This is a genomic window from Aquitalea sp., from assembly GCF_030150775.1.
Taxonomy (GTDB): Bacteria; Pseudomonadota; Gammaproteobacteria; order Burkholderiales; family Chromobacteriaceae; genus Aquitalea; species Aquitalea denitrificans.
The window spans coordinates 21,679-40,504 of record NZ_JASLFG010000055.1; the positions used below are offsets into that span (position 1 = coordinate 21,679).

The following is an 18,826-nucleotide window of genomic DNA, read 5'->3' on the forward strand; positions in this document are numbered from 1 at the left end:
GAAAAAGCCGCCCTGGTCTGTCAGGGCGGCTTTTTTTGTGCTGGCTGGTGCTACAGCTCGAAGGGCAGGCGTTTTTCTTCCACCAAAGTACACAGGGCGGTAACCACGACCGGGTCAAACTGGCTACCGGCGCGGCTACGGATGTAGTCCAGTGTTTCGGACAGTTCCCATGGCTCTTTATAAGGGCGCTTGTTGAGCAGGGCATCAAAGACATCGACAACGGCCACAATTCGCGCTGACAGGGGAATGTTCTGCCCCTGCAGTTTTTGCGGATAGCCATTGCCATCGAAGTGTTCATGATGACCGCCAGCAATTTCAGAACCGAGCGACAAATAGCTTTGTCCTTCCACCATCTGCGCGGATTTGGCCAGGATGTGTGCACCGATGCTGGCATGTTGTTCCATGATGCGGCGTTCATCCGGGTCCAGTTTGCCGGGCTTGAACAGGATGTGATCGGGCGTGCCGACCTTGCCCACATCATGCAGAATGCTGGCCATGCCAACCATGTCCATGAATTCTGCGGTCAGCAGTTCCAGATAATGGCCGTTGTCGCGGATTTCACCGGCAATGGCATGCGTCAGTTTCTGTACGCGCTGAACATGAGCACCGGTATCGGTGTCACGGTATTCGGCCAGGGCGGCCAGGGCCACCACAGTGGCTTCCTGGGAGTGGCGCAGCTGGTTGTAGAGATAGAGATTGTCGTAAGCGGATGAAATGCGCTGGCAGAATACCTCCAGTAGATTGCGTTCCACATCGTCCAGCGGCCAGGGCGGAGTGAAGTGGACGGCAAACTCCCTGCCGTTTTGCGCAGTGATGCACAGTACATCGTAGGGATGCTGGTAGATATTGCGCTTTTCCTGCAAGGCCAGGCGAATGGCCTGGGCCAGCTCCGGGTAGTCGTCCAGGCTGCCTTTTTCCAACAGGCTTTCATAGGCACCAGCTGCTGCCAGGATTTCCAGCAGCGGCCTGCCGGTCATGTCCGGTGTACTTTCCACGCATAGTATGCCATCGGTGCCGACATCCAGAATCGCGCTGATCTGCTTGAGTACGCCGGAAGCGAACTCTTTCAGCGAGAACATTTGGTATAGGTCCGCGGCGCCTTCCAGAATCTTGGCCAGTCCCTGGCGGTTTTTTTCGATGGTGATCAGGTTCTCGTAGGCGCGTAGCGAGGCAATGACGGTAGTGAACAGCTTCTGTACCGTCAGTTCGGTCTTGGTCTTGTAGTCGTTGATATCGTAATTGAGGATGACCTCCTGCTCCGGTGCCTGGCCGGGCTGGCCGGTACGCAGCACGATGCGGGTGGTACCTATCTGCATTTCTTCACGGATGCGGCGTACCAGCCGCAGGCCGGCATCATCGGTCTCCATCACCACATCCAGCAGAATCAGTGCGATATGGTCATGTTTGAGCAGCATTTGCTGCGCTTCGGCCGCCGAGTAGGCACTGAGCAGTTCCAGCCCGCGTTCTTTGTATCGGATGTTGCGAATGGCCAGCGCCGTGGCACTGTGTACATCGGGTTCGTCATCGACGATCAGGATTTTCCAGGGACGCTTATACTGTGGTTGCTGGCTTTCCTGTTCCGCAGGGTCGTCTTCCAGCAGCCAGTTGTCATCGTTATCCTGTTGCGGGCTCATTCCCTTGCCTCCTTGTGCGGAATTTCCGGAGCAATGCACGGCATGGTGATGGTAAAGGTGCTGCCCTTGCCGGGTTCGCTATGAACTTCTATGGTACCGCCCAGTCGTTGCCGGATTATGTTGTACACGATATGCAGACCCAGTCCGCTGCCACCGCTGCCGCGGCGGGTGGTGAAGAAGGGGTCGAAGACGCGGTTGAGATTTTCGGTGGGAATGCCTTTACCATCATCCTTGACGCTGAGGCGGATTTCGCTGTTGCTGCAGCGTTCTGCATGAATGTGGATGGAGCCGCCGGGCTTTTCGTCAAATCCGTGCACCAGTGCATTGACCAGTAGATTGGTGACAACCTGTGATACTGCTCCGGGGTAGCTGTCCAGCAGCAGGTCGTCTTCGCAGTCGATGGAAATGCTGGTTTGTGAACGCTTGAAGCGTGGCTTCAGGCTGGTGACGATTTCATTGAGATAGTCGTTGAGCTGGAAGTCGCGGCGCTGCTCGCTGGTCTGGTCGACTGCCACCTGTTTGAAGCTGTGAATCAGGTTGGCTGCGCGTTCGGCATTGGACAGTATCAGTTCGCAACACTCCTTGGCCGTATCCAGATACGCCTGGAAGTCACTTTTCTTGACGCCGCCGTTGTCCAGTTTTTCGGTGATATGCAGGGTGGTGGTGGCAAGGTGGGAGGCCGTGGTCAGGGTAATTCCCACCGGGGTGTTAATCTCGTGGGCTACGCCAGCAACCAGGCTACCCAGCGAGGCCAGTTTTTCGGTTTCAACCAGGGTCTGTTGGGTTTGTACCAACTGGCGCAGCGCCTGCTCGGCATTGTCCCGTTCCTGGCGCGCTTGCGCCTCGGCACTGGTACGCATGGCAAGATCGGCCGAGATACGGTCGACAATGCGGTTGAAACTGTGGGTGACCGCACCGAACTCATCCTGGGTTTGCTGTTCCAGGCGCAATGATTTTGCATCGTCGCTGCTGGCAGCCTGATTCAGTGCTTCCTGCAGCCGCTTAAGTGGATCAAAAACAAAACGGTTCAGGTTGTAGGTCATCACAATGAAGATGAGACCGTCCAGAATCAGGATTTCCACCAGGATTTCCAGCAAGTGCATGCGCTGGCGGTGCTCCAGCTGGCTACGGGAAAGATAGACGGTGGCAGTTCCAAGCTTTTCCCGGTTCTGATAGATGATGGGGATGTTCAGCACATCATCGCTGCTGGGCTTTTCTGCCGGTGCCATATCACGCAATGTGGCGTTGTCGGTATTGCGGCTTCGACCGATATTCAGCCCGGCATCGCCGGTGATGCGAATGGCAAGCACGGAACTCCAGCCCAGCTCGGCATCCAGAGTAAGGCGGGTATAGGAGTCATCCATCTGCCATACACCATGTGGCAATGACAGCGATAGACGCGCTTGCAGCGATGCGCGCTGAGCCTGGTAGTCTTCTTCGTCCTGACTGCGGTTTTGCTTGTACGACAACAGTCCGGTGATGGCCACAATCACCGTTACCCCTATCATCAGCCAGAGCCTGAGCTTGGATTTGATGCTATTCATTGCTTTTATTATCCTTTTTGCCCTGCTTAATCCTAGGAAGTCTTCCTGGGAAATGCCACTTTTGCTTGTCAGGCATGGTGTCATCGCTTTGATGAGACTGTCACGGCAATCCAGTGCCAAATGCATAATTTACTGGCTTACGGTTGCAAATGGCACCACATTATTTGAATTGTGGCTAGGAAATCACACGTTTTTGCTGGGGTCAGGTTGAGGGTTAACACATTGCTGACTGATTGCCACCGGGCGGTGCTGCCGACCCAGCCGCAGTCTGGGCAGTTTCTGCAGCAATAGCCCACCCAGGATCAGCGCCAAACCCAGCAAGGTCGACGGCAGTATCTGCTCTCCCACGATAAAGTGAATCAGACCCAGCGAAAGCAGGGGGGAGAGGAAAATCAGATTGGCGATCCGCGCTGTACTGTTGGTGAGTTTCATGGCACTGAGCCACAAGACAAAGGTAAAACCCATTTCCAGAGCGCCGACATATGCGGCTCCCGCCAGTCCTTGCCATGCGGCAGCATGCAGTTCACCGGTTATGGCACAGAACAGCAGGCTTAGCGGCAGTGAGAGCAGAAAGTTGAGTGCCAGCCCCAGTATGGGTTCGCGCTGGTCCCGGGCATTAAGGACCCAGTAGGTGGCCCACAGCAGAGTGGATGCCAGTGCATAGCCTACACCGGCCAAACTGGAAAAATGCAGGCTGAACAGCTGGCCATGGGTGCCGATAACCAGCACGCCCAGGTAGCAGATGACTGCGGCTCCCGCATCGTTCAGGCTCAGTTTGTGCTTGAGCAAGGGCACGGACAGCAGGGTCATGGTCAGTGCCCAGGTGTAGTTGATGACCTGAGCCTCCTGCGCGGGAAGCAGCGCATAGGCCTTGAACAAGAGCAGGTAATAGACCAGCGGGTTGACTGTGCCCAGCAGGAGTGAGCGACGCCAGTGCTGGCGTATTGCCGGCAGCAGGCTGCTCAGGCGCCTCTGATACAGCAGGATGCCAAGCAGGCTGGCGGTAGAGGCAAGGCTTGCATACAGGACAAGCTGTGCAGGCGTCAGGTGCGCCAGGCTGATTTTGAAGGCAGTGGCCACCGTAGACCAGACAAGTACGGCACTCAGCCCGTACACATAGGCTTTCTTCTGTTGATGCAAAAGTTTTTCCTCCGGAAGAGCCGATCATTTTACCTAGGCTGGATTTCCGCAGGAAAAGTATTTCCATGGACAAAAGAGCAGCAAACGCTGCTACCCGACAGGATTTATGCGTTCAGCAAGCGGTTGAGAATGAGACTGCAGCGGTGGGCAGTGGCTGTGGCAGTCAGCCCGATGGGGCCACCGGTTTCCTGCTGGTATTCATCTCCGGCCATGCCATGTACCCGTACGGCAAGGCAGCATGCGGCCATGGCCGGCATGCCTTGTGCCAGCAGCGCGGCAATCAGGCCGCTCAGTACATCGCCTTGACCGGCAACCGCGAGCGCGGGGCCGCCGCTGGTATTGAGCTGATAAGGCTGACCAGCCGCCGCAATCAGCGTTCCGGCACCTTTGAGGATTACCAGGCAGTCAAAGCGGCTGACCAGTTGCTGAACTGCGGCAAGACGGTCTGCCTGAACCGTGGCTGTACTATTGCCCAGCAGGCGTGCTGCTTCTGCAGGGTGTGGCGTCAGGATAGTGTCGGCCTCACGCATGGCCAGCTGATCCTGCAGCTGGGCATCGCTTGCCAGCATGTTAAGGGCATCCGCATCCAGCACCAGCGGCAGAGGAGATGCCAGCGCATGTTCCAGCCATTGTCTAGCCTGCCTGCTTTGCCCCAGTCCCGGGCCGGTGGCAAGCACATCGCAGTCGGGTTGGCTGTGCGGTTGCCGTGCATCATGCAACATCAGCTCCGGGCAGGATGTATCTGCCGCAAGGCGGCCATCCAGCGCCAGCACATGGACTTTGCCGGCACCAGCGGCCAATGCTGCTCGGCCGGCAAGCAGTGCCGCACCCAGCATGCCTTCGCTGCCACCGATGATGGCTACAGTGCCATGACTGCCCTTGTGGCTGTCGCGACGGCGTTGCAAAGCTTGTGCACCTTGCCGGTTCAAATAGCCTTCCGGGGCAGGTTGGAGGGCCGGGGGGCAGTCCAGGGTGGCCAGTTCTACCTGCCCGGCATAGTCTGCTCCAGCGGAATAAAACAAGCCTGGTTTGTGGCAGAGAAAAGTCAGGGTATGCGTGGCGTGAATACAGGCTTGCTGTACCTGACCGGTGTAGGCGTTCAGACCGCTTGGGCAGTCCAGCGCCAGTCGCTGGCAATCAAGTTGATCCAGCTGGTGGATCAGGGCCAGCCACTTGGTATCCAGGGGACGACTAAGTCCGATGCCAAACAGCCCATCAATCAGCAATGCCGGAGCAGGGGCGTCCGCTGCAAGTTGCTGCAAGGGAATGCCACCGGCACTGCGCAAGGCCAGGTAGGCTTGCTGCGCCTGCGGGCTGGCGGGCATTTGCGGCATCAGGATATCTAGGCTGTAGCCCTCCTGCATCAGCAGCAGGGCAGCGTACAGGGCATCGCCGCCGTTATTGCCGGGGCCGGCTGCCACCAGAATACGCGCACCGGGTGGCAGATGCCGTCGGGTCCATGCCGCTGTGGCGCGTGCTGCGCGCTGCATCAGGTCAAGGCCCTGTAATTCGGCCTCTATCTCCAGACGGCGCAAGGCCGGCAGACTCCATAATGCATCTTGCAGCATGTTTTACTCCTTTACGGACTCTCCCCAGCGTGGCATCAGGCTGTGCGGGACACGCAACTGGTCGAGAATGCGTGCCACCACAAAGTCCACCATGTCGTCGACGCTGGCTGGATGGGTGTAAAAACCGGGTGATGGCGGCAGGATGACAGCGCCAAGCCGCGCCAGTTTCAGCATGTTTTCCAGATGGATGACCGACAGCGGGGTTTCGCGTGGCACCAGGATAAGCTTGCGGCCTTCCTTGATGCTGACATCGGCCGCCCGTTCGATCAGGTTGTCGCTCATGCCATGGGCGATGGCCGCCAATGTACCCATCGAGCAAGGGCAAACCACCATGGCGTCAGCCGGATTGGAACCCGATGCCACCGGGGCAAACCACTCTTCCCGACCGAATACGGCCAGTTGCCCGGCTTTTGCCCCGCTACGTTGTTGCAGCCATTGTGCAACTTCGGCAGGGCGTGAGGGCAGATGCAAGTCCATTTCCTGCTTGGCGACAATTTGTGCGGCTTGGGAGTACAGCACCCATACGCGTACGCCTGCGCTGATGAGGCTATCAACCAGGCGCAGGCCATAGGGCAGGCCGGAGGCACCAGTAAGGGCAACGGTGACGGTTTGTGGGGTTTGCATCAGTATTTCCATGTGCGGTCAGCTGGCTATCCCGTCTGGATCTTGCACGGGTTGTGCCAAAGATGTGCAGCCTGCCAGCAGGCGGATCAGGACTCGCGGAACAACTGACGATGGCGAATCAGAACCTGTTCGGCCGGAAAGGCACGCGACAGTTGTTCGGCAATGTAGACCGAACGGTGCTGGCCACCGGTACACCCGATGGCGACGGTCAGATAGCTACGGTTTTCACGGCTGAATTCGGGCAGCCATTTGGCGATCATGCACCTGATGTCTTCAGCCATTGCCGCGACCAGCGGCTGCTGACCGAAAAAGTCGATGATGGGCTGGTCGCGTCCGGTGAAGGGGCGCAGCGCCGGGTCGTAGTAAGGATTGGGCAGGCAGCGTACATCAAACACAAAATCGGCATTAAGCGGTACGCCGTGCTTGAAACCGAAGGATTCGAAAATAATGGTCAGCCGGCTGCTGTCTGCTTCCACCAGCTGCTTGATAGCGGTTTTCAGTGCGTTGGCAGACAGTTCGCTGGTATCAATGCGGATACCCATTTCCTGAATGCTGGCCAGCAGTTCCTGTTCGAGCTGAATGCATTCTTCCACGGTGGCACCGATACCAGACAGCGGATGGCGACGGCGGGTTTCGGAAAAACGCTTGACCAAGGTTTCGGGTTTGGCTTCCAGAAACAGCAGTCGCACATCCACGCCCTGCTGGCGCAGCTTGTGCACTTCATCCGGCAATGCACCCAGCGACGGGCTGGAGCGGGTATCCACACTGATGGCAATCTGCTTGTAGCCATAATCGGCATAGAGCGACATGGCTTCATGCAGCATGGTGGCCGGCAGATTGTCCACGCAGTAGAAGCCGGAATCCTCCAGGGCGCGCAGGGCGATGGACTTGCCGGAGCCGGACAGGCCGCTAATCAATATCAGGCGCATTTTCCTGATCCCTGAGGAAGTTGGTGTGGCGTTCAATGAATTCACGGGTACTGTCGATGCCGCGCAGCTGCAAGATGTAATTGCGCACTGCAGCTTCGACCAGTACCGCCAGGTTACGGCCCGCAGCAACCGGCAATACCACCTTGCGTACGGTGACGCCGATGATGTCCTGGGTTTCCGACTGGATATTCAGCCGGTCCAGTGCCTGCATTGCCTGATCGTTGGCCTTGACCAGGTGGATAATCAGTTTTAGCACTTTTTTCGGGCGAACTGCAGTTTCACCGAATATGGTGCGGATGTTCAGAATGCCAAGGCCACGAACTTCCAGAAAGTCACGCAGAAGTGGCGGGCAGCGGCCTTCCAGAGTTTCCGGGCCGATGCGATAGAGTTCGACGGCATCATCTGCCACCATGCCATGGCCACGGGAAATCAGCTCCAGTGCCAGCTCGCTCTTGCCCATGGCCGAGTCGCCCATGATCAGCACGCCGATTTCCAGCACGTCGAGAAAAACCCCGTGCAGTACGGTGGATACCGCCAGCGCGCGAGCCAGATAGATGCGCAGTACATCCATCAGGTAGGGGCTTTCCAGCGGTGTGCTCATCAATGGCACATTATGGGTGTGGCAGTAATCGCGCAGCAGTTTGGGTACTTGCTGGCCATTGGCTACCATCACCACCGACATGGTCTTGTGGAACAACTGGTCCAGCGCCGTTTTGGCGGCAGACTGTTCCAGCCGGTTCAGATAATCGACCTCAGCCAGGCCCAGAACCTGGACCCGGTTGGGGTGGATGAAGTTGAGGTGGCCTACCAGCGCCAGTGTCGGGCGTTGTTCATCATTGCCGATGGGGCTGTCCGCGCCGCCGGTTCCTGCAACCCAGGTCAGGTTGAGCTTTTGCTGATTGTCCTGATACAACCGGCGCACGGTAATGCTAGGCATTGTTGGTATTCCATCCGGTAAGCAGCTGGTATAGATCGGCACGCGATGGCGCACTCAGCAGTTGCTCACGCAATTGTTTGCTGGAGAAAAGCTGGGCCAGTTCTGACAGAACCTGCAGATGCAGATCAGTTGCCTGCTCCGGAACCAGCAGTACAAACAGGCTTTGCACGGGCTTGCCGTCCGGGGCATCGAAAGGAATGGGGTTTTTCAGGCGGATGAACACGCCTGCAGCTTCCTTGAGCCCTCTGGCCCGGCCATGCGGAATGGCCACGCCCTGGCCCAGGCCGGTGGAGCCCAGTTTTTCCCGGGCAAACAGGCAGTCGAAAATTTCACTGCGCGCAATGCCGTGGGTATTTTCGATAAGGAGGCCCACCTGCTCGAAGACACGTTTCTTGCTGGCGACATCCAGGTCCGGAAGAATGTGGTCCTGTGTCAGGATTTTGCCAATCAGGCTCATAGGAATGTATGCACACGGCTACAAAAACTGGCCAATTCTACGTTGCCTTCATCAAAATGAAAAAGGCTCCGTGCAAATAAAAACGGGAACCCGTGGGTTCCCGCATCGTCGGTCAGGTGATTACAGGGATGCTTCCGGCTGAACTTGCGGAGTTGCGCGGTGTTCGCTCTGTTTTTCCTTGTGCTTGAGTACCTGTCGATCCAGCTTGTCCATCAGCGCATCGATGGCAGCGTACATGTCGGAGTCGGTGGCTTCTACGTGGATATCCTTGCCGGAAAGATGAACGTTGACTTCCGCTTTCTGTACCAGCTTGTCCACCGACAGGGTGACGGTGACGTCGATCACGTGATCGACATGGCGGGTGATACGTTCCAGCTTGCTTTCCAGAAATTCACGGATTGCCGGGGTTACTTCGAGGTGGAGACCGGTTACTTTGAGGTTCATACCCTAACTCCTTCTTGTGTTGACTGCCCGGTCGGGTCGGCCGGGCGAGCGGATATTCTTCAAGACACGCTTTACAGTGCCTTGCGCAGATTGACCGGCGGTATCTGCATAGCTTCACGATACTTCGCAACGGTGCGTCTTGCAACCTGTATCCCTTGCTTGCCCAGTTCGTCGGCAATGGCGCTGTCCGAAAGCGGCTTGGCTGTGTTCTCACCATCGATCATGCGACGGATATGGGCCTTGATGGCGGTGGCTGAGCATTCGCCGCCGCTGTCGGTTTCCAGTGCGCTGCCGAAAAAGTATTTCAGTTCGAACAGGCCGCGAGGGCAGAGCAGGTATTTCTGGGTGGTGACGCGTGACACCGTGGATTCATGCAATCCCAGCTCGTCTGCAATGTCACGCAGGATAAGCGGGCGCATGGCCACTTCACCGTGTTCAAAGAACGCTTGTTGCCTTTCGACTATAGCTTCTGACACTTTCAGAATGGTGTCAAATCGTTGCTGGATGTTCTTGACCAGCCACTTGGCTTCTTGCAGGCGACCGGTCAGTTCGCCTGCTGCGCTGCGGTTTTCCGACAGCATCTGGGCGTACAGCTGGTTGACGCGTAAGCGCGGTACCGCCCCGTTATTGAGTTCGGCCACCCAGTGGCCGCGGCGTTTGCGTACGGTGACATCCGGGATGACATAGTGCACGTCTTCGCCGCCGAAACCGGCGGCGGGGTGGGGAGTCAGTCGGGCGATCAGTTGCTGTGCCTGGCGGATGGCTTCGTCATCCGCGCCCAGTATGCGCTTGAGGCGGGTGTAGTCCCGATTGCCGAGCAAGCTGAGGTGCTCTGCCACGATCTTGCATGCCAGGGCATGGCCAGGCTCTTGGTGCGGCAGGCGAGCCAGCTGCAGGCTGAGTGATTCGGCAAGGCTGCGTGCGGCAATGCCTGCAGGGTCGAACTGCTGCAGCAGGCGCAGGCCAACCATCAGTTCGTCGCATTCCAGTTCCAGTTCCAGCGGCAGATTGCTGGCCAGTTCTTCCATGTCGATGGTGAGAAAGCCGTTATCGTCCAGTTCTTCAATCAGCAGCTGTACGATGGCCTGATCCCTGGTGGGCAGCGTCAGCTCCCCCAACTGGGCCAGCAGATGTTGGCGCAGGCTGACCGGGCAGGGGACATTCAGCATGGGGTCGAACTCATCGTCACCGTCGTTGCGCCGGCTGCCACTGCCCCAGTCGGTCAGCTCGCCGCTGCTTTCGCTGTGGCTGTCATTGTCGCTGCTGTCGGATGTGGGGGTGGTTGATTCTTCGTTGCTGCTGGCGGACTCGGTGGCGGGGCCTTCCTGCGCGGGCAGGTCGTCGCCGCGTTCCAGCATGGGGTTGTCCAGAAGGAAGCGCTCTACCTCGGTTTGCAGGTCAAGCGTGGACAGCTGCAGCAGCTTGATCGACTGCTGCAGTTGTGGAGTGAGGGTGAGTTGCTGTGAAACCCGGAGCTGTAATGACTGTTTCATGGTTTACAGGTGGAAGTGCTCGCCCAGGTAGACCTGGCGCACTTTCTCGTTGTTGACCAGTTCTTCCGGTTCGCCGGATGCCAGTACCGAGCCATCGCTGATGATGTAGGCCCGGTCGCAGATGCGCAGGGTTTCCCGGACATTGTGGTCGGTTATCAGTACGCCGATGCCACGCTGTTGCAGGAAAGTGATGATTTTCTGGATGTCGATCACGGCAATCGGGTCGACACCGGCAAAGGGTTCGTCCAGCAGGATGAAGCGTGGGCGGGTGGCCAGTACCCGGGCAATTTCCACCCGGCGTCGCTCGCCGCCGGACAGGGCCAGCGCATTGCTTTCGCGCAGGTGAGCGATGTTGAGGTCGTCCAGCAGCAGGCTCAGTTCCTTCTCCAGCTTGTCGCCCTTGTAACCGGCAATTTCCAGCACTGCGGTAATGTTTTCCTCTACCGTCATCTTGCGGAAAATGGAGGCTTCCTGCGGCAGATAACCCAGGCCAAGGCGGGCGCGCTGATGGATGGGCAGATGGGTGATGCTGCTGCCATCCAGCGTGATTTCGCCTTCATCGGCACCGATCAGTCCGACAATCATGTAAAAGCTGGTGGTTTTGCCGGCACCGTTCGGGCCAAGCAAACCGATGACTTCTCCACTCTGGATCTGCAAGGCGACGTCTTTGACCACCGTGCGTTTCTTGAAGCGCTTTTTCAGCCGCTCCACTTTAAGGATGCTGGGGCCGCTCATTGCGCGCTTCCGTCGGTTTTTTTGGCGGCAGGGGTGTTGTCCCTGGGCTTGGGCTGGATGATGGCAGTGACACGGCCACCATTGCTGCTGGCCCCGCTGCTGACGTCATACATTTCGGTTTCGGTGTTGTAGGTAATCACATTGCCGATGACCAAGTCGTTGCCACGCTTGACGCGGGCGTTGCCGGTCAGCACTGCGGCGTGGGTGACGGTGTTGTAGTCCAACTGGTTGGCCTGGCCTTCGATCCATTCGTTCTTGCCATCCATTTTCTGGCGGAAGACAACTTGGCGGCCGGTGGCCTGCATGGTCTGGTTCCCCTGCTTGTCCTGGGTGACGGTGGCGCGGTCGGCATTCAGCTTGAGTGTACCCTGAATGATGATGACATTGCCCTGCCATACCGTGACGCCCTTGAGCTGATCGAGATTGCCGCGGTCGGCACTGATTTCGATGGGTTTGTCGCGGTCAGTCTTTTCGGCATGGGCAGTCTGGAGGGCGCACAGGCCTAGGGCCAGCCAGGCCAGCCGGATGAAGCGGCGGCAGTTATTTTTCATAAGTGACCTTTGCATTGGACAGCAGCTGCAACTGGCCGGCCTGCTGTTCGTAGATGAAGCCGACGGCGCTGCCGGTCGACTTGCCGTAGTAGAAGTGGCTCAATGCCGCGGACTGGGCGATATGGCGTACGGTGTCGATGCGCATATTGCTGCTGAGCACACGGGTTTCCTGTTGGGTACCGGTGGCAGGCTGGATCAGTGTGACTTTCTTGTCGAACAGCACCTGCTTTGTCTTGCTGTTGTACCGACCGCTCTCACCGATGGCGTGATAGGCCAGTGTGCCGTTCTTGTAGCTTTGCAGGTCTGGTGCCTCGAAATATGATTCGGTGCGGTCAGGGTATTGCCACATGCGGCTGGCAATCAGTTTTTCCTGCAACATTCCCTTGGGGTCGAAGCGGGTGGCCATGACGTTATCGGCCACGACCTCGGGCTTGTTGGGGTCAAGTTCGCGCTTGTTGGGCTGCCAGCGTGACACGGCGTCCAGCCAGACGGTGAGCAGACCGGTAATCAGCACCAGCAGGATGGGAAACAGACGGTGCGAACGGATCATGCCAGGTACCGGGCCAGGATGGCGTCAAAGCTGCCCTGTGCCTGCATGATGAGTTCGGCCAGCTCACGTACTGCACCCTGTCCGCCGGGAAAACCGGTGACATAGTGCGCGTGCTGGCGCACCAGGGTGGGCGCTGCCGGGACGGCCACAGCCAGGCCGACGCGGCGCAGTACCGGCAGATCGATGAGGTCATCCCCGATGAAAGCGCATTCTTCCAGGCTGACAGCGGCTTGTTCTAGTAGTTGGTTCAGGGCTTCCTGCTTGTTGTGGATGCCGCCGAAATAGAAGTCGATGCCCAGCGCCTGGGCACGATGCTCCACGCAGCGATCGGCCCGCCCGGAGATGATGGCCAGGCGCACGCCGGTGGATTGCAGCAGCTTGAGGCCAAGGCCGTCCTGTACGTAGAAGGATTTGCTTTCTTCGCCCTGGGCGTTGTAGTAGATGCGGCCGTCGGTGAGGACGCCGTCCACGTCCATGATCAGCAGCTTGATCTTGCGGGCTTGTTCGGTGATGGCTTGCATGGGCTTCCTTGTTGGCGGCTAGACGACGCCGGCCTTGAGCAGATCGTGCATGTGGATGGCCCCGGCCAGCTTGCCGTCGGCATCCACCACCAGCAGGCTGGTGATGCGGCGTTGCTCCATCAGGTGAACCGCCTCGGTGGCCAGCTTGCTGTGCAGGATGGTTTGCGGGGCGGGGCTCATCACCTGGTCGATGATCAGATCGTAGATATTGCCGGAACGTTCCAGCGTACGGCGCAGGTCACCATCGGTATAGATGCCCTTGATGACATTGTCAGCCGTGGCAATGGCCACCATGCCAAGGCGCTGGTGCGACATTTCCAGCAGCGCATCCTTGAGCGGGGTGCCGGGCAGGACCCGTGGCAGTTCGTCGCCGCTGTGCATCAGGTCTTTGACATGGACCAGCAGGCGACGACCCAGACTGCCGCCCGGGTGGGACAGGGCAAAGTCTTCCGGGCCAAACTGGCGGGCATCCAGCAGGGTGACGGCCAGGGCATCGCCCAGGGCAATCTGCACCGTGGTGCTGGTGGTGGGGGCCAAGCCCAGCGGGCAGGCTTCCTTTTCCACCTGGGTATCCAGCAGGATGTCGGCTTCGCGGCCCAGCGAGGAGGCGGGATTGCCGGTCATGCCGATCAGCACCAGCCCCTTGCGCTTGAGTGCCGGCAGCAGGGCCACCACTTCGCCCGATTCACCGGAGTTGGACAGCGCAATGACCACATCCTGAGCGGTAATCATGCCCAGATCGCCGTGGGCTGCCTCGGCTGGGTGTACGAAAAAGGCCGGGCTGCCGGTGCTGGCCAGGGTAGCGGCAATCTTGCGGCCCACGTGGCCGGATTTGCCCATGCCGGTGACGACGATGCGGCCGGTGCAGGCCAGAATGGCATCGACAGCGCGCAGAAAATCGCCATTGAGTCGACGGGACAGGGCCAGAATTGCATCCGCCTCGGTCTGCAGTACTTCACGCGCCAGATCGAGCCGGGAGCTTGTTTGAGCTTTTTCCATAGGGGAAAGTATATCAAAGGTTATAATCGCTGGAGGCAGAAGCTGGTGCATCTTTTGCTTGGTGTCTGATTTCGTGCGCCGTTGCCGGATGGTTTTTGCCCGCGTCCGGGTCATGCTTTATGCTGTCTGCTTGCTGCAGACAGCTCATCTTTGCAGGTAACTGATGTTACCGTCATGTTGATTTTCCCGCGTTTACACAGGAGATTGTTGCGCTCATGCATTCGCTTGCCCCGATTGTGCTGGTTCTGCTGGCGGCCGTGTTGTCCGTTACCTTGTGCCGCAGCCTGCGCGTCCCGCCTATGCTGGGCTATCTGGTGGTGGGCTTCCTGGCAGGTCCTGGTGTGGCCAGCCTGATTCCCGAGGGCGAGGAGACGCAGTTCCTGGGTGAAATCGGCATCGTGTTCATGATGTTCTCCATTGGTCTGGAATTTTCCCTGCCCAAGCTGCGGGCGATGCGGCATCTGGTATTTGGCCTGGGACTGGCGCAGGTAGTGGTTACGCTGTCGCTGATTGCGCTGGTGATGGGTTGGCTGACCGGTTCTGCGCTGTCCGGCTTTGCCGTGGGCGGTGCGCTGGCCATGTCATCAACCGCCATTGTCAGCAAATTGCTGACCGAGCGGCTGGAGCTGAATCAGCAGCACGGCCAGCTGGCTATCGGTGTGCTGTTGTTCCAAGACATTGCCGTGGTGCCGCTGTTGATTCTGCTGCCTGCCTTTGCCGGCGGCAGCGAGACCTTGTGGATGGATCTGGGGCTGGCTGCCGTCAAGGTCGTGGTGGTGATGGCCCTGCTGCTGTTCTTCGGTCAGCGCCTGGTACGGCCCTGGTTCCATCTGGTGGCGCGCCAGCGTTCGGGCGAGCTGTTCATGATCAATGTGCTGCTGATCACCCTGGGAGTGGCCTGGCTGACCGAGCTGTCCGGCCTGTCGCTGGCCCTGGGTGCTTTTGTGGCCGGCATGCTGATTTCAGAGACCGAATACCGTTACCAGGTGGAAGAGGACATCAAGCCCTTCCGCGACATCTTGCTGGGCTTCTTTTTTGTCACCGTGGGCATGCGCCTGCAGCTGTCGGTGCTGTTCGAGCGTTTTGGTGAGGTAGCGCTGATGCTGGGCCTGCTGTTGCTGGCCAAGCTGGGCATTGTATTCGTGTTGGGCCGTCTGTTGCGGCACCAGCCCAACCATTCCATGCGTGCGGGTCTGGCGCTGGCGCAGGGCGGCGAGTTCGGCTTTGTGCTGCTGGCGCTGTCCGGCAATCTGGGGCTGATTGCCGAAAGTACCGAGCAGGCCGCGATTGCCGCCATTTTGCTGTCCATGCTGGTAGCGCCGTTCATGATCATGTACGGCGAGGCCATCACCCGCCGGCTGGTGAAGCAGGACTGGATGATGCAGGCCTTCAGCCTGCACCACCTGATGGTGGAAAGCATGGGCAAGTCCGACCATGTGCTGATCTGCGGCTATGGGCGTAGCGGCCAGGCACTGGCCCGCCTGCTGGAAACCGAAGACATACCATTCTTTGCGCTGGACATGGACCCGGAGCGGGTGCGCGAGGCCGGTGAAGCTGGTGACCCGGTGGTGTTCGGCGATGCCGGCAAGAAGGAAGTACTGGTGGCCGGTGGCCTGATGCGGGCCAAGGTGGTGGTGGTGACCTTTGCCGATACCCACGCTGCCTTGCGCATTTTGCATACCGTGCAGTCGGCGCGGCCTGATCTGCCGGTGATCGTACGCACGGTGGATGACAGCGATATCGACCAGCTGCGCCGTGCCGGGGCGGACGAAGTGGTGGCTGAGGTGATGGAGGGCAGCCTGATGCTGGCTTCGCAAGCGCTGATGGTGCTGGGCGTGCCGCTGAACCGGGTTTTGCGCCGCATCCGTTCGGTGCGTGAAGAACGTTACAACCTGTTCCGCGGCTTCTTTCGCGGTACCAGTGACGATGGCGAGGGGCTGGACGAGGCGCTGGTGCCGCGCTTGCTGAGCATTCAGGCCTGTCCGGGGGCGTATGCCATCGGTCATCCGCTGGGCGCGTTGCAGCTGGAGCTGCTGGGCGTGGAAGTCAAGGCGCTGCGTCGCAACAGCATACGCCGGCTGGATTTTGATGCCGATTTCGAGATTGTCGCCAACGATGTACTGGTGCTGCTGGGCACGCCAGAGCAGCTGGCGCTGGCGGAAACCCGCATCCTGCAGGGCTGAGCTTACGCATCACAACCATATTGCCCAGCTGATTTTCCACTCGCACCATGCAAAAGGCCGTGTCATTGACACGGCCTTTTGCATGCAGGGGCGGGGTGATCAGGGCAGAATGGTGGTGATCTGCTTTTTCAGTTCCTGCTTCAGCGCCTGCTGTTTTTCCCCTTCGGTTTTCTTGCCCTTGACCATGGCGTTGAAGTCCAGTGCATACACCGGGGCATTGAGCGGCCCGGTAATTTTCAACGGCACATTTACGCCCTTGAAGCGGCTGAATTCCTGCGGGTTGGCCTGCACATCCATGGTGTAGTCGACGATGTTCTGGATCAGGTCTACCTTGCCCGAACCCTTTACATTGACCAGCTGTGAGGCCAGCTGCATGTTTTGGCTACGGGCCACGCCCTTGTCCAGGCGGAAGCTGGTGGACAGGGTGGAGAAGGTGGTTTTCTGGTCAGCCTGGGCCTGGGTATTCCATTCCTTGAGTTCTGCCGGCAGATTTTTCAGCGCAGCGACCAGGTCGATACCTGACAGCGCGCCCTTGTTGAGGCTGGTTTCCACATTGCCGGTCAGGGTGTTGCGCAGTTCAAGGAAGGATTTGCCATCGGCATTGATGTCGATATGGCCGCTGCCCTTGCCATCCAGTCGGCTGAAGTTGAACAGATCCACCAGCAGCGGGCGGATGTTCATATCCTTCAGCGTCTGTTTTACCTCAAGGTGTGGCGTGTCGCGGCGGGCCAGCAGCATGTCGCCCTGCAGGCGGCCCTGGTAGATGTCAGCCGACATCTGGTCCAGCTCCAGTTCGCGCGGATTGATGCGCACGCTGGCGTTGAGGTTGTTCATGCGAAAGCGGCCCATGGCCAGCTCGCCCACGGCCACCTTGCCAGTGAGGTCGAAATAGTCCAGCCAGTCCAGTGGAATCGGCTTGCTGTCCTGGAAAATGGCTACCGGATCGCCCTTGGTTTCCGGCAGATAGCGGTTCAGGTCGAGCTTGCCCACCGACAGCGTTACTTCATGACGCGGCTTCATCAGGCCGAACTGGCTGACGGTGACCGACAGGTCGGAACCATCCAGCTTGCCGGCTACCCGCAGGTTCAGCCGTGGTTCGTCCAGATCGCCATCCAGCGCGCCTTCCATGGTGGAGAACAGCTTGCCGCGTGGCAGCAGCGGGGTGGTGAGCGTGGCCGTCATGTTCAAGGGCTGCATGCGCAGCTGCTTCATGCCCATCAGCGCCAGTGGTGCATCCAGTCTGAAATTGAGCCGGGTATCGCCAGCCTGCCAGTTGAAATCGCCCTTCACCTTGTCGGCGGCCAGTCCGCCTTCGGTCAGCTTGAGGTTGTCCAGTCCGGCATCCAGCTGGTATTGGCTGTGGGCGTAACTGAGCTTGCCGCTCAGATGGCCGGAGGGCATGGTGACTTCGTTAAAGCTGGCATTGAGTTCCGGAACTTTCAGCTCCAGCTGGCTGCTGGGACGTTCGCTGCTAAAGCTGAAGCTCAGGTCCTTGCCGGAGGTTTGCAAGGTAGCGAAGTTCAGCTTGTACTGGCCGGTGGCGGTAAATTTGCTTTCCCCCAGCCCTGGTAATTCGGATAGGGCTACGGCGTCCAGCTTTTCCAGGCTGACCTGGTCATCCTGAATGGTTAGCGGCGTGCTGATCGCCAGGCGGATGGGGCGCTTGCCATTACTGAGAATGGCCGCCGCACTCAGGCTGGCACCACTGCGCAGATCATCGGCATCCAGGCTGATGGTGTCCAGCTTCTGTTCGCTGCCGTTCATCTTGTCGCTGTACAGCAGGGTGCCTTCACGGATGACCAGCCGGTCCAGCTTCATGCTGATGGTGCCGGGAATGCGGCGCTGGAACAGGTCCATGATGGAAAGCCGACCATCGGCCGCACGGGTGATGCTGGCGGTGACGCCATGCAGCTCCAGCGCCTTGATCTCTCGGTTGCCGGTAAGCAGAGGCAGCCAGGACAGGTAGACATCCAGCTGCTCTATCCGGGCAAACGGCTGTTTGCTGCCAGGCTCGCTGATGCTTAGCTGGTGGATGCTCAAGCCTGGCGAGGGAAACAGTGTCGGGGTGATCTTGCCTTCAACCACAAGCTGACGCTGGGTGTCATTCAGGGCGCTGGTGAGTGTTTTGCGGACTGCCGATTCATCAAATTGCCAGAATATCAGTGCCTGGATAAGGATGAACAGCGCAAACAGCGAGGTGGTGCCGTAGACCGAGATTCGAAGCCATAGCCGGCCGGAGTTCCATTTCATGAGTGCATCTTCGGGGGGCTAAGCGGGGTAGTGTCGTTTGCAAGCATGGCGATGGCTGACAAGGCTTGGCAGCCGCTTGCCCAAGTTTGGCGAAGCCAAAATATTACCGGGCAGCCCGCGTTTGTAAAGCGCGAATTTTAGCATGCTTTAGCAGACAGGCTGCAAACCGGGCTGCGCAACGGTGCTGGCAGCCCGGGCAGCAGCCGGCTGGTATGGAGGGATAGGGCAGCAGTGCTTACCGGTTTTTACACGGCAGCGCTAGTACAG

General features: G+C 58.8%; 17 protein-coding genes. 1 reads left to right on the top strand and 16 read right to left on the bottom strand.

Annotated elements, in window-relative coordinates:
• Window positions 1–50 precede the first annotated feature (50 nt).
• The 15 genes from QVF59_RS18160 to QVF59_RS18230 all read right to left on the bottom strand — a co-directional run bounded on the left by QVF59_RS18160 (window position 51) and on the right by QVF59_RS18230 (window position 14,126).
• A complete protein-coding gene (locus QVF59_RS18160) occupies window positions 51–1,634 on the bottom strand; it encodes a DUF3369 domain-containing protein (protein ID WP_287881659.1) in 1,584 nt (527 codons plus the stop codon).
• Complete coding sequence (locus tag QVF59_RS18165; RefSeq protein ID WP_159879230.1) at window positions 1,631–3,178, bottom strand: sensor histidine kinase; 1,548 nt, start codon at window positions 3,176–3,178, stop codon at window positions 1,631–1,633. The genes QVF59_RS18160 and QVF59_RS18165 overlap by 4 nt, the downstream gene beginning before the upstream one ends.
• 183 nt (window positions 3,179–3,361) lie before the next feature.
• Entirely contained in the window at window positions 3,362–4,318 is a 957-nt protein-coding gene (locus tag QVF59_RS18170) for a DMT family transporter (RefSeq protein WP_287881660.1), read from the bottom strand.
• Window positions 4,319–4,422: 104 nt separating this feature from the next.
• Window positions 4,423–5,886: an NAD(P)H-hydrate dehydratase gene (locus QVF59_RS18175; RefSeq protein WP_287881661.1), complete on the bottom strand. Its 1,464-nt coding sequence runs from the start codon at window positions 5,884–5,886 to the stop codon at window positions 4,423–4,425.
• Between the two features lie 3 nt (window positions 5,887–5,889).
• Entirely contained in the window at window positions 5,890–6,510 is a 621-nt protein-coding gene (locus QVF59_RS18180; protein WP_159879224.1) for a flavin prenyltransferase UbiX, read from the bottom strand.
• Between the two features lie 86 nt (window positions 6,511–6,596).
• A complete protein-coding gene (rapZ, locus tag QVF59_RS18185; RefSeq protein WP_159879222.1) occupies window positions 6,597–7,439 on the bottom strand; it encodes an RNase adapter RapZ in 843 nt (280 codons plus the stop codon).
• Window positions 7,420–8,376: an HPr(Ser) kinase/phosphatase gene (gene hprK, locus QVF59_RS18190; protein WP_089084016.1), complete on the bottom strand. Its 957-nt coding sequence runs from the start codon at window positions 8,374–8,376 to the stop codon at window positions 7,420–7,422. The genes rapZ and hprK overlap by 20 nt, the downstream gene beginning before the upstream one ends.
• Window positions 8,369–8,833, bottom strand: coding sequence for a PTS IIA-like nitrogen regulatory protein PtsN (gene ptsN / locus QVF59_RS18195; RefSeq protein ID WP_159879220.1), 465 nt, complete (start codon window positions 8,831–8,833; stop codon window positions 8,369–8,371). Before ptsN ends, hprK begins: the two co-directional genes overlap by 8 nt.
• A gap of 120 nt (window positions 8,834–8,953) precedes the next feature.
• Window positions 8,954–9,277, bottom strand: coding sequence for a ribosome hibernation-promoting factor, HPF/YfiA family (gene hpf, locus QVF59_RS18200; protein WP_159879218.1), 324 nt, complete (start codon window positions 9,275–9,277; stop codon window positions 8,954–8,956).
• Between the two features lie 71 nt (window positions 9,278–9,348).
• Window positions 9,349–10,770, bottom strand: a complete 1,422-nt coding sequence (locus QVF59_RS18205) for an RNA polymerase factor sigma-54 (protein ID WP_159879216.1) — start codon at window positions 10,768–10,770, stop codon at window positions 9,349–9,351.
• A 3-nt stretch (window positions 10,771–10,773) separates the two neighbouring features.
• Window positions 10,774–11,505 (bottom strand): LPS export ABC transporter ATP-binding protein, encoded by a 732-nt coding sequence (lptB, locus tag QVF59_RS18210; protein WP_287881664.1) that lies wholly within the window; start codon window positions 11,503–11,505, stop codon window positions 10,774–10,776.
• Window positions 11,502–12,056 (bottom strand): lipopolysaccharide transport periplasmic protein LptA, encoded by a 555-nt coding sequence (gene lptA / locus QVF59_RS18215; protein WP_159879212.1) that lies wholly within the window; start codon window positions 12,054–12,056, stop codon window positions 11,502–11,504. The genes lptB and lptA overlap by 4 nt, the downstream gene beginning before the upstream one ends.
• Complete coding sequence (gene lptC / locus QVF59_RS18220; RefSeq protein ID WP_159879210.1) at window positions 12,046–12,606, bottom strand: LPS export ABC transporter periplasmic protein LptC; 561 nt, start codon at window positions 12,604–12,606, stop codon at window positions 12,046–12,048. The genes lptA and lptC overlap by 11 nt, the downstream gene beginning before the upstream one ends.
• Window positions 12,603–13,127 (bottom strand): KdsC family phosphatase, encoded by a 525-nt coding sequence (locus tag QVF59_RS18225; protein ID WP_159879208.1) that lies wholly within the window; start codon window positions 13,125–13,127, stop codon window positions 12,603–12,605. Before QVF59_RS18225 ends, lptC begins: the two co-directional genes overlap by 4 nt.
• Window positions 13,128–13,145: 18 nt before the next feature.
• On the bottom strand, window positions 13,146–14,126 hold the full coding sequence (locus tag QVF59_RS18230; RefSeq protein ID WP_159879206.1) for a KpsF/GutQ family sugar-phosphate isomerase: 981 nt from the start codon (window positions 14,124–14,126) through the stop codon (window positions 13,146–13,148).
• Between the two features lie 215 nt (window positions 14,127–14,341).
• Here QVF59_RS18230 and QVF59_RS18235 point away from each other — a divergent pair, with 215 nt between their 5' ends.
• Window positions 14,342–16,309, top strand: a complete 1,968-nt coding sequence (locus QVF59_RS18235) for a monovalent cation:proton antiporter family protein (protein WP_159879204.1) — start codon at window positions 14,342–14,344, stop codon at window positions 16,307–16,309.
• A gap of 99 nt (window positions 16,310–16,408) precedes the next feature.
• On the opposite strand, the gene QVF59_RS18240 is transcribed toward QVF59_RS18235, so the two are convergent.
• Window positions 16,409–18,559, bottom strand: coding sequence for an AsmA family protein (locus QVF59_RS18240; protein ID WP_159879202.1), 2,151 nt, complete (start codon window positions 18,557–18,559; stop codon window positions 16,409–16,411).
• Window positions 18,560–18,826: the final 267 nt, after the last annotated feature.